Raw genomic sequence first — 11,547 nt, 5'->3', positions numbered from 1 at the left:
TCCGGCGGATACGACTTCATCGCCACGAGGAACTCCTTGTCTCCGGATCTCCATCATCCGGCACTCAAGGTGTCCACACATCGGGGCGAGGGCCCCCGCCGGGAGCCCTGCGCGTCCTGCGGCAAAGTCCGCACGGTCCATTCCCGTGACCGGCATGGACAGCCTCGCTGCGTCAGATGCCCACCCGACGATGACCGGGACCCCACCGACATCGTGGTGGAGGTGGTCACGTCCATCGATCCGAACCTGCCAGCGTCGGTGATATCGGCCGTGGTCGCGGCGGTGGTGCCGCGGCCAGGGCAGCGCCATCAGCTGGCCTGGGCGCTTCAGGACCGGCCCGACCTGCTTACCGGAGACGGAGCGCACGCACCCATTCCCGCAGTGCTCAGGTTGATCGACCGGCTCTGCGACGCGGGCGCTGAAGGCGTCGTCCGGCCGCCCTGCCCGCACTGCGGACGGGTGATCCCACTGATCAAACCCCGCGACGGGGTTCGGCTCTGCCGCAACTGCGTGGCCAAGTCCCGAGCCGAACCCTGCTCGCGCTGCGGGACCGTTCGCGAGGCAGCCACTCGCGACGCGGACGGGAGGCCGCTCTGCCCTCGCTGCCTGATCACCGACCCGGCCAACCAGGAGGTCTGCACCGGATGCGGTCGTCGGCGGCTGGTCAGTGTCCGCACACCTGATGGGCCGCTTTGTCCCAGCTGCCGTCCCTGGAAGACTGCGACCTGCGGCATCTGCGGCCGCCAAGGCCCCTGCGTGATCTCTCAAGCCACCGGTGAACCCTGGTGCCGGGCCTGCAAGCAACGCCGCGCACGATGCTCGCGCTGCGGCCAGTTCGGCCGCGTCCGCGGCGGCACCAAGACCGAGCCGCTCTGCGCCGCCTGCACCCGCTCCGACCCGGGGTTCTGGACCAGCTGCCATACCTGCGGCGAGGCCGGGCGTCTCCACGCAGGCCGGTGCGCCCGATGCGCCCTCGACCAGCGGCTACGCGAGCTGCTAGGAGACCAGAGCGGTCAGATCCGCCCGCACCTTGCCGCTCTCTACCAGGCATTGACCAGCGCCGAGCAGCCCGGCACGGTCGCAGCCTGGATCGACAAGAGCGCTGTCCCTGCGATCTTGCAGGGTCTGGACGTCGCGACCGAACTCACCCACGCCACCCTCGACGCACTGCCGCCCAGCAAGTCCATCGAGCACCTGCGCAGCGTCTTGGTCTCCATCGGCACGCTGCCCCACCGCGACGAGCAGATGGCCCGGCTGGAACGGTGGATCACCGCCACCATCGCCGACCGCGCCGACCCCGACCAGCAGCATCTGCTGCTCCGCTACGCCGTCTGGCACCTGTTGCGCCGACTTCGCCGCCGCACCCAGGGGAGCGACACCACTTACGAGCAGCTGGTCGCGGTCCGCCAACACGTCAAGGCTGCGATCGGCTTTCTGGACTGGCTCACCGCCCACGACCTCACCCTGAAGACTTGTCGGCAGAACAACCTGGACACCTGGATCGCCAGCGACCAGACCACGCACCGCCGCGAGACCGGGCACTTCGTCCGCTGGACCAAGAAACAGAAGCTGACCAGCCTGGATTTCCCTGCCACCCGCTGGGGCGGTCCCTCCCGCGTCCTCGACACCGAAGCCCGCTGGGATCAAGCCCGCCGCCTGCTCCACGACGACGCCCTCGATGCCGAAGACCGCGTCGCCGGGCTGCTCGTGCTCCTCTACGCCCAGTGGCCGTCGACCATCAGCCGCCTCACCGCCAACCACGTTCACGTCGACGATGAGCAAGTACGGTTGAGTCTCGGACATGAACCGGTCATCATGCCCGAACCCCTCGACGACCTCATCCGGCACCTTCTGGCCACCCGCCGCGGCCACGCCGCCATCGGCGACCAAGGCAGCTCGCCCTGGCTGTTTCCTGGTGGGCAACCCGGACGCCCGATCAGCTCCTTCCGGCTCGCCGAACGCCTGCGCGAACTCGGCATCCACTCGGGCCACGCTCGCTCCACCGCCCTGTTCCAACTCGCGACCGACCTGCCCGCCGCTGTCCTGGCCCGCATGCTCGGCATCCACATCACGGTGGCCGTCGCCTGGCAACGCGCATCCGCCGGCGATTGGACCGCCTATGCCGCCGATATCAGCCGACGCGTTGCCGGCCCCGTTACCACTCCGCGTCGAACACCCAAAGGAGAGACCGGCCACGTGAGCGCAGATGTCCTCGACAATGCATGGCTGACCTCCTGGCGCGGCAAGATTGACCACGCCTTGAGGCCATTCATGACCGACTTTGAGACCACCTACGGCTATCCACCCGGCGACAACCTGATCATTGAAGCCGGCGAAGGCTTCCCGGCCGGGCAGCCCCATCATCAACAGTCACTGCCACGCGCCCTCGCGGTCTTCTACCACGTGATTCACGAAGTCTCGCTTCCAGACATCGGAAACGGCTACTTCATCCACGCCGCTGACCACGTCCGCGATGAGCTCGATCAGCAAGGCTCCGCCCAGCTCACCGACACCGTCGAGGGCGTCGTGTTCGCCAGCGACGGCGGAGGAATCCTCTACGCCATGGCGGGCATCGGCACAATCTACCGATCTCACGCGGCCTCCCGAGACAGCGAGTTCGAACCCGTCGCCAAGGACCTCACCGACTTCCTCCAGCAACTGCGCCACGCCGTTATCGAGTTCATCAAGACCGGAGAACCGGGAAGGCTCTGATCCCCACCACCACTGCAGAAGCATTCAGACAGTTGCAATATCTGACGTCGCCAGAGCACGTCACCGGCACCCACATCGAAGACGCTTGGACCGCAGGTCAGCAGCGTGCCGCCGCCCGCCTGACGGGACTCGGGAAGGGACTGACGCCATGACCGCACATCCCGCCGGACCAGTCGGCGACTACTGGGCCCGCCACCAACTGGCGTGCGCACTCACGCTCGGTGCCACCGGACTGCCCTGCGTCCAGGCAGGAATCGAGTTGCTCATCGACACCGACGTCTGGCTGCATCGGCCCGACTTCGTCGCCGAGTACATCACCGTCGACGCCGGCGTCGCCACGGCGCTGGCGTTCGTCGACTGGGACGGGGCAATCGCGGCCTTGCAGGAGGGCCGCCTGCCCTGCAGCGGCGGCGAACGCGCCGTTCTGCGCATCGCCGCGAGCATGAGCGGCGGCATCCCGGTCGACGTGCGTGACGTGCTCACAAGCCTGGACGGTGTCAACCTCTCCCTGGCCGCGACCGCGATAGGAGCCGCCGCCGGACATCCGGCCGGATCGGCCGCGCCCTGGAAAGAGATCGAGAACAAATGAGATGGAACCTGCGGCTGGCCGCCGCCAACCGCGGCATCTGGAAAGCATCTGAGCTGCAGCGGATGCTCGCCGAGCACGGTCTGAAGATCAGCGCTGGGAAGATGTCCGGTCTGTGGTCGGGCGAGCCGGCCAGCATCAAACTCGACGACCTCAACGTCATCTGCGCGGTGCTGAACTGCGGTGTCGAGGAGCTCCTGATTCCCGAACCGGACAAGGTGCGCAAGGCCGACGACCAGCAAATGGCCCCGGCGGCGACCGCAGCCTCGAACGCGCCGATGGTGACACCACGCCAGCGTGACGGCCGCTCGCTGCCGCCTGAGTGAGATGCCGTACTCCGCCGAACGCAGTCCAGCCAGCTGCATCGACTGCATGGCCTGGGGCATCTTGAACGGGCGACGCTGCGCCGCCTGCACCTTATGGCGCAACAAGCACCGCGGTGACGAGCAGCCCTGCGCCGGGTGCGGCCGACCGGCCCTGCTGCGCAACCGCCACTGCCGCTTGTGCTGGAACCAGGCCCGGGCCGAAGCTCACGCGAGCGGCCCCGCGAGCGGAAGAGCCATCGCCTCCCGCTTCCTGGACCAGATCGGCACCTTCCACCAGCTGTTCTTCGCCGGCATGTTCAACAACCGAGGCGCCTCGACGACGCCGCCCCGTATCCACGATCGGCGAGGCGCGCCCCGCAAGCCACCACCTGAACCCGCGCGGCGCCCGCCGATCCGCTGGATCCAGTTCCGACTGCTCGAGGCGCGCCGCGACTTCACCCGCTTCGACGCCGCCACCGACGCCGACCCCGGCAACCCCTGGCTGAGGTGGGCGATCTATGTCGCCCACCAGCTCGGCGAGACCCACGGCTGGCGCCGAGGCATGCACGACAACGTCCGGAGAGCCTTGACCGTCGTGCTGTCCCGGCACACCGCCGGCGACGTCATCCGCTACTCCGAGTTGTTCCCCGCCGTCCGGGCCCTGGACATCAGTGTCGAGCGGGTGGCGGAGGTCCTGGCCGAGATGGGCGTGCTCCTCGATGATCGGCATCCCTCCTTCGAAGCCTGGCTGGAGCGCAAGCTCGACGGCCTGGCCGGCGGCATCCGCGCCGAGACCGAGCACTGGCTACGAACCCTGGCTCGGGGAGGACCTCGCACCAAGGCGCGCGACTTGAACACCGTCCGGTCGCACATGAACAACGTCCAGCCCACCCTTGCGGCCTGGTCACAGCGCTATGACCACCTGCGCGAGATCACCCGCGATGACGTCCTGGCCGCCCTCGACGACCTGACCGGCTCCCGCCGGATCCAACTGCTGATCTCGCTACGCTCGCTGTTCACCTTCTCCAGGAAGACCGGGAAGATCTTCCGCAACCCCACCCGCGGCATCAAAGTCGGCCAACAGCCTTACCGCCTCGCGCAACCACTCGCCCCGGACGACGTCGGCCAGGCCGTTCAGTCGGCCACCACCCCGGCAGCCCGGCTCGCCCTCATGCTCGCCGCCGTCCACGCCGCACGCCCCGGCGCGATCCGCGCCCTCCTGCTGGAGGACGTCGACCTGGGCAACCGTCGGCTCACCATCGCCGGACGCACCCGGCCGATCGACGACTTCACCCACCAGATCCTGCTCGAATGGCTGGACCACCGCCGCACCCGCTGGCCCAGCACCGCCAACCCGCACCTGCTCATCAACCAGATGAGCGCCCACGGAACTGGCCCGGTCAGCACCATCCACTTCGCCAAGACCCGGCTGCGTGGCCAGGCCGCGACCCTCGAACGCCTGCGCGTCGACCGGCAGCTCGAAGAAGCCCTCACCCACGGCCCCGATCCTCTCCACCTTGCCGCCGTCTTCGGCCTGGATCCCAAGACCGCCATCCGCTACGCCGAAAACGCCCGAGCCCTCCTCGCGGTCATGATCGAGGAACAAGACCCCGCCAGTCGAGACGAACCCAAGGGTCCAAACGCCCTATGAAAGCTGAAGGCCCATGGGTTCATCCTGAAACCCCTTCAGTTCGCCTGAACTCTGGGAAATCATGGGGTCACCGTAGCTTCGGCAGAAACCCAACAGATATGCCTCTGGCCTGCATTGACAGGCAGGGCTCAGGTCTGGCCCACCAGCCTGAGACCTCTGCACAAGCACAGGTGAGAGGCATATCCGTTGGATCCTGCGCCATTACTGCCGGGACCCCGTGCTGATCGTCAACCATCAGCATCGCCTGCACCCTTCCCAGCGATCAATACATGTCTACAGTCCGGCGCAAGTTCGTCGACGCCGCCGGCGTCGGTCTTCCCAACGGCCACCCGCTACATGCGCTCCGGCCACGGCGACGAGTTCAGTGCCCGCGCCGCGATGTCGGCCGCGCGAGCGGCGACGACGTCGGTGAAGGACATGCACCGCGCCACCACCTTCGAGGCCGGCAACGCTGGTGGTGATTCGAGTAGGGCCTGCCGAGTCCGCCGCGACAAGGGCCGCGACGGCCGGGCGTGTCATCGTGACTGCTGAGGCTCAGCCAATCGACCTCGCGTAGCCGGGAGTGAACTCGACCGGCAGCGCCGACAGGCCGCGCATCTGGATGGACGTGCGCCAGACGAGCGCCTCGGGGGCCACGGTCAGCATCATGTCCGGGAGCCGGTCCAGCAGTACCTCGACGGCCGTGTAGGCGATGACCTCGGCCAGTTCGGGCGCCGGATGCGGGCATCCGTGCTCGCCGTGGCCGAAGGACATGTGCGCATGGTTGCCGGCAGGGCCGTCGTGGGAGTCGGGTCGTACCTGCGGGTCGGCGTTGGCCGCGGCCAGTCCGAGGATGAGCGCGTCCCCGGCCCTGATGCGCTGGCCGCCCAGGTGGGTGTCCTGTACGGCCCAGCGGCCCAGGCTGTTCTGGCTGGGCGAGTCCTCCCATAGGACCTCGTTCAGCGCCTGGCCCGCACTGCGACGGCCGCCCGACAGGGTGACGGCGAACCGCTCGTCGGTCAGCATCAGCCGCAGCGTGTTCCCGATCCAGTTCGCGGTGGTGTCCTGGCCCGCGGTCATGGTCAGGATGAGGTCCTGGATGATCTCGTCGTCGCCGAGCCTGGCGGGGTGCGCGAGGAGACGCGAGGCCAGGTCGGGGCCGGGCATCTCGCGCTTGGTTTCGAGCAACCGCTGCATCGTGACTTGGACCCGCTGGTACGCCTCCATGGCGCCCTCACCGCCGTTCAGCGTCGCGCTCACGTCACCCACCAGGCGCAGCGTCTCGGGTTCTGACAGGCCGAACGTCCCGGCGACCACGAGCAGCGGCATCGGGTGCGCGTACTGGGACATCAGGTCGGCCCGGCCGTGCCCGGTGAACGCGTCGATCAGTTTGTCGGCGATCCGCTCGCACTGCGATCTCAGCTCGAACTGGTCGATGGCCGCGAGCGCCTCGCTGACGGCCCCGGCTCGCCGCTGGTGCTCGGCGCCTTCGGTGAACAGCATCGACGGCTGGTAGGCGATGTACGCCATCAGCGGCCAGTCGGGCGGGATGCGGTCCCAGGCATTCCACCGGCGTGAATCGCGGGCGAAGAGCTGAGGGCTGCTCAGGACGTAGCGGAGTTCGCGGTACCCGATCACCAGCCAGGCCGGGATGTCGCCTTCGAGCAGAACCGGGACGACCGGACCATGCCGCTGCCGCATCTCCCGGTAGAGCTGGGCCGGGTTCTGCTGGTACTGCGGGCCGTACAGAGGCATGGCGCCCGGATGACCGTGAAAGCCGGTGGGCGCGGGCGTGCCGGGGAACCACGAGGTCGGGTCGGGTGTGTGGAAGGCGTTCGTCATCGGGATACCCCACGGGCGGAGGACATGGTGTAGAGGTGGTTGACGAGAGCGAGCAGCACGGCCTTGCTGGAATCACGCCGGCGGGCATCGCAGTCGATCAGTGGAACCTCGTCGGACAGGGACAGCGCGTCACGCACCTGTTCGAGGGGGTGCGTGGGCTCACCGAAGTTGTTCCGGGCGACGATGAACGGCATGCCGTGGTGTTCGAGGCGGTCGATGGCGTACCACGAGTCGGCCAGGCGGCGGACGTCCACCAGAACGACCGCGCCGAGGGTACCCGAGAACAGCCGATCCCACAGGAACCAGAACCGCTCCTGGCCAGGAGCCCCGAACAGGTAGAGCACCATCTGCTCGTTCAGGGTGATCCGGCCGAAGTCGAAGGCCACCGTGGTCGTGGTCTTGGCCTCCACCCCACTCGCGTCGTCGACCCCGACACCCGCCCGTGTCATGGTCTCTTCGGTGCTCAACGGACGGATCTCGCTGACCGAGCGGACCATGGTGGTCTTGCCCACGCCGAAGCCGCCGACGATCACGATCTTGAGCCCGGTGGTCGCCGTGCTCATGAGCGGCGTACGGTCGGGTCGATCAGAGCTTCTGAAGTCCAACTAGCACCTGCTCCAAGATTGCGAGGTCGGGCAGTTGCGCCCTGGCGGGAGCCGCGGGTGGGTGACGCGCGGTGATGCGGCCGGTATCGAGCAGGTCGCACAGCAGGATCCGGACGACCCCGATGGGCAGCCCCAGTTCGGCCGAGATCTCCACGACCGCCGTCGGCCGGCGGCACATCAGCAGGATCCTGGCGTGCTCGGACTGCATACCCGGCGCCGGATCGCACTCGCTGACGATGAGGCTCACCATGTCTATGGCGCTCTCGTCCACACGGCTGCGGCCGCCGGTGACGGTGTATAGGCGGTCCGGGTCCTCGCCGTGGACACGCCGCCAGATCATAGCGCCCGGCTCTGCTGAGGCTGACGCGGCGGCGCGGTCAGATAATCCCCGATCTGCTCCACCAACTCGTTCATGTTGTGGCCGATGACGCCGGGGTCGGCGTCATCGGCCGCCACCACGGCGAGATGGGCTCCTTCGCCCGCCTCCACGATGAACAGCAGCCCGCCGTGGAACTCCGTCATCGACTGCCGCAGCCCGCCGCTGCCGTCGCCGAACTCGATGGACGCGCCATGGGACAGGCTCTGAATGCCCGAGGCGATGGCGGCCAACTGGTCGGCGCGGTCGACGGACAGCGCGCGCGTGTGGGAGAGCTTGAGGCCGTCCTTCGACAGCACCAGGGCGTACCGGGTCTGCGGCGTCCTTTCCAGGAGGTTCTCCAGCAGCCAGGCGAGGTCGCGGTCTGAGGTTCTCATCGGATACGCGGGACGGTCACCCCATCGGGAGGACGGCCCCTCCCTCCAATCGGTAAGTTTGTCGTATTTGATCCGGCTGTGGCATCGGGACGGCGGTCATTGGGTGTCCCGTTCCTCGTGGGGAGGGGTGCCGCTGCCGATGCCGGTCCCCCGGCTGGCCTGACGGAAAGCGCTGAACTTGGCGGGGTCGGAGCGGGGGCGGGTGGTCTTGTCCGCCGGTGCGGCCGGCTGAGCCGTCGGGGAGGCCGCCGCGAGCGTCTGGCCGCGCCGCCGTTTGGGCAGCCCATACGGCTCACCGTCCGGAACAGCCGGGGCGGGCACGGATATCGGGCCGGTGGGCGCGGATGGGCCGGTGGGCTGGGCCGGTGCGGTGGACGACCGACGGCCGGGGACGGCCTCGCCGCGCGGCTCGTACGCCGGGGAGTTCCGTGCGACCTGGGCGATCAGTTGCTGCGGGATCATGACAACCACTCCCGTGCCGCCGCGTGAGGAGGGTCTGAAGGAGACCACCAGACCGTGCTTGCGGGCGAGGCAGCCCACGACCGCCAGACCCAGTCGGGTGCCTGACAGTGTCGTCAGGTCCAAGGGCTCGGACGAGACGGCCTGCCGGGCCCGGCGCAGCGCGGCGGCGCTCATGACGAGACCGCAGTCCTCGATGGTGACCACGACGCCCGTGCTCACCTCTTCCACGTACACGTGCACCTCCTCGGAGGGAGGCGAGAAGCTGGTGGCGTTGTCCATCAACTCGGCGAGGGCGTGCATGACGCCCTCCGCGGCGTACCCGGCGATCTCGACGGTGCTGGACGAGTGCACCTGGACCCGCTGGTAGGCGTTGATGCGGCCGACCGCGCCGCGCATGATGCTCTCCATCACGATCGGCTTGGTCCAGCGCCGGCCAGACCGGGCGCCGGTGAGCACCGCGATGCTGTCGGCCAGCCGGCCCGCCTGCGCGGTGCTGTGGTCGAGCTTCAGCAGGTCGCCGAGCACCTTCTCGTCGTGGCGCTCCTCCATCTCGCGGAGATCGGCCAGCATGCTAGTGGCCAGCGCCTGGACCCGGCTCGCGGCGTTCGCGCAGGCCGACATCGCCGCCGCGCGCATGCGGTCTCCTTTGCCGATCTCCTGCGCCAGCGTCCAAAGGATGCGCTGGTGGGCCAGGTCGGCGGGGCGGTTGATCTCGGCGAGCGCGGTGTCCGCGGACGCTCCGGCGCGCAATCGATGGACCAGGGCGGGCAGGGTCTGATCGGCAAGCCGGACGATGTCCGCGTCCATCGCCGCGAGGCGGTCGCGGAGCTCGTCGGCCTGCTGCCTGCCGTACATCGTGATCGTGACCGCGGCGCACAGCAGGACGGCGGCGATCCCGAGGCTCCAGGCGAGAAGCGTGCGCCCCTCAGGCGGCGCCACGGCCACTACCAGCAGGGCAACGCCTCCGAAGACGGCTGCGGTGACCGACGGTACGAGCAGGGCTTGCCCCGTCGGCAGGCGCCGTGCCTGACGGCGAACAGGTATCTGTACTGACATCGAGCAGTTCCTCGTCGGCGATTGGTGACGGGAGGGCAAGCCGCCCCGGCTTCGGCGGGGATCGGATCGTTCAGCGAAGACTCCGATCAAATCGTATGGGAATCTTCGCTCTTTGTGGGCACGTAGTCACCAATAGCTGCAGATTGCCACAGAAGTGCACTGATGCATCAGCCGGTTCGGCGCTGTCGGACTGCGGAGTTGCCGACCGCACCCAGCGTGTCCAGGTCGAGAAGGGCGTTCGAGGCGCGCTCGAGCATGCCGAGGCTGATCGAGTCGGGCTGGAACTTCGGCTGGATCGAGCTGCGCCCGATGGACAGCAGCCAGCCGAAGTACGCCCAGAGCATCTGCTGGCGGTAGGCGAGCCACGCGGCCTCGAAGTCGGGCGCCACGCCTCCGGCCGCCGCGAGACGGTCCAGGTAGAAGGCGAGCAGGTCGCGTTCCCACTCGCGGCGGTCGGCCACGGCCAACCCGGTCGCGATGGTGTACGACACGTCGTAGGCCCAGTTTCCGCGCATGACGACCTGCCAGTCGCCGAAGCCCAGCCGGCCCGACTCCGTCTTGTAGACGTTGCCGATGTGCGAGTCGCCGTGCAGCAGGGTCAGCGGGCCCCGTCCGGCCAGCTCCAACGACCGCCACAGTGCCTGGTAGAGGTCCTCGTGGAGGGGCACGATGGCCTCCGGCATCACCGCCCTGGCCCGCTGGACGCCGACCACGCTGCGCTTCTTCAGCCCGGCGAACTTGGCCAGGTTGCCGATGAACGTCCCCGGCATCTTCCGCAGGAACGCGTGGCGGTCCAGTTCGGCGTTGTTCCAGTACCTGCCGTGCCAGGTCGCCATGCCGCCGAGCAGGTCTTCCATCTCCGAACGGGAGATCGGCGTCTGGGGCGTACAGAAGGTCACGTTCTTGGTCGCGACGATGTCCTCCATCAACGCGATCGAGCGCCCCGACCCCGCGTCGACCGCACCGTGGTAGCCGTGGGGCGCCTCGATGTCGAGCCCGGGCCGGATGTGGGTGTAGAAACCCGGCTCGCCGGTGAGCACGTCGGCCATGCCCAGCAGGAGGCGCTGGGTCCAACTCCGGCTCGTCTTCGCGAAGAGCGCCGTGGGCAGGCCGGCGTCGCGGCCCACACTGTTGTAGGCGACGGTCGCCCGCCAGCGGCTCGACGTGCCGCTGCTCACGTCTTCCACGACATACGACTCGACGGCCGCGCCGGGGTGCCCGCCACACAAGGCGGCGGTCAGCCATTCCCTGGTGACCTCCCTTGTCCGCACAGGCACATCAGCCAAGCGCATCGCTCGTTTCCGGGTGATCTGTTCCCGGAGGGCGTGGCCGCTGTACCGGATGACGCCCTTGGCCACCACCACCCCTGGGCTGCTGTTACTCACGCCGCTGTCCAACGATTGATCTCCTTGAGCCCGAGGCGCAGGTCCTGACAATGGATCTTGCTCACTGCGGAGTATGCCGGATTAGTTCGCCTTCAGCTACCACCTAGTGGCCCCTAGCTAGTGGGCCGTCCCGGAACGTTGGCCGGGTAATTGATCTCGGCTGGTGGACCCGTCAGGCTGGCTGTCTCTGGAAGCTGGGAGGTAGTCGTGG

General features: G+C 68.4%; 10 protein-coding genes. 4 read left to right on the top strand and 6 right to left on the bottom strand.

The window, feature by feature from the left end:
* Positions 1 to 222 precede the first annotated feature (222 nt).
* The 4 genes from ACZ6S0_RS52730 (at position 223) to ACZ6S0_RS52715 (ending at position 5,254) form a co-directional block, all read left to right on the top strand.
* A complete protein-coding gene (locus ACZ6S0_RS52730) occupies positions 223 to 2,712 on the top strand; it encodes a hypothetical protein (RefSeq protein WP_465928690.1) in 2,490 nt (829 codons plus the stop codon).
* 148 nt (positions 2,713 to 2,860) lie between these two features.
* A complete protein-coding gene (locus tag ACZ6S0_RS52725; RefSeq protein WP_465928688.1) occupies positions 2,861 to 3,301 on the top strand; it encodes a hypothetical protein in 441 nt (146 codons plus the stop codon).
* Entirely contained in the window at positions 3,298 to 3,624 is a 327-nt protein-coding gene (locus ACZ6S0_RS52720; protein ID WP_465928686.1) for a helix-turn-helix domain-containing protein, read from the top strand. The genes ACZ6S0_RS52725 and ACZ6S0_RS52720 overlap by 4 nt, the downstream gene beginning before the upstream one ends.
* Before the next feature lie 46 nt (positions 3,625 to 3,670).
* Positions 3,671 to 5,254, top strand: coding sequence for a hypothetical protein (locus ACZ6S0_RS52715; RefSeq protein ID WP_465928684.1), 1,584 nt, complete (start codon positions 3,671 to 3,673; stop codon positions 5,252 to 5,254).
* A gap of 534 nt (positions 5,255 to 5,788) precedes the next feature.
* On the opposite strand, the gene ACZ6S0_RS52710 is transcribed toward ACZ6S0_RS52715, so the two are convergent.
* The 6 genes from ACZ6S0_RS52710 to ACZ6S0_RS52685 all read right to left on the bottom strand — a co-directional run bounded on the left by ACZ6S0_RS52710 (position 5,789) and on the right by ACZ6S0_RS52685 (position 11,228).
* Positions 5,789 to 7,075, bottom strand: coding sequence for a cytochrome P450 (locus ACZ6S0_RS52710; RefSeq protein WP_344893219.1), 1,287 nt, complete (start codon positions 7,073 to 7,075; stop codon positions 5,789 to 5,791).
* A complete protein-coding gene (locus ACZ6S0_RS52705; RefSeq protein ID WP_465928681.1) occupies positions 7,072 to 7,638 on the bottom strand; it encodes a GTP-binding protein in 567 nt (188 codons plus the stop codon). The genes ACZ6S0_RS52710 and ACZ6S0_RS52705 overlap by 4 nt, the downstream gene beginning before the upstream one ends.
* Positions 7,639 to 7,660: 22 nt before the next feature.
* The gene (locus tag ACZ6S0_RS52700; protein ID WP_465928679.1) at positions 7,661 to 8,020 is read right to left on the bottom strand and encodes a DUF742 domain-containing protein; all 360 of its coding nucleotides are present in this window, start codon (positions 8,018 to 8,020) and stop codon (positions 7,661 to 7,663) included.
* On the bottom strand, positions 8,017 to 8,433 hold the full coding sequence (locus ACZ6S0_RS52695) for a roadblock/LC7 domain-containing protein (protein ID WP_344893228.1): 417 nt from the start codon (positions 8,431 to 8,433) through the stop codon (positions 8,017 to 8,019). The genes ACZ6S0_RS52700 and ACZ6S0_RS52695 overlap by 4 nt, the downstream gene beginning before the upstream one ends.
* A gap of 96 nt (positions 8,434 to 8,529) precedes the next feature.
* On the bottom strand, positions 8,530 to 9,951 hold the full coding sequence (locus tag ACZ6S0_RS52690; RefSeq protein ID WP_465928677.1) for an ATP-binding protein: 1,422 nt from the start codon (positions 9,949 to 9,951) through the stop codon (positions 8,530 to 8,532).
* Between the two features lie 167 nt (positions 9,952 to 10,118).
* Positions 10,119 to 11,228, bottom strand: a complete 1,110-nt coding sequence (locus ACZ6S0_RS52685) for a phosphotransferase (RefSeq protein ID WP_465928692.1) — start codon at positions 11,226 to 11,228, stop codon at positions 10,119 to 10,121.
* Between the last annotated feature and the right edge of the window lie 319 nt (positions 11,229 to 11,547).

It is taken from the genome of Nonomuraea sp. NPDC051298 (assembly GCF_055586305.1).
Note: the sequence above shows the minus strand (reverse complement) of the source record. Positions and strands in the feature narration are given on the sequence as shown.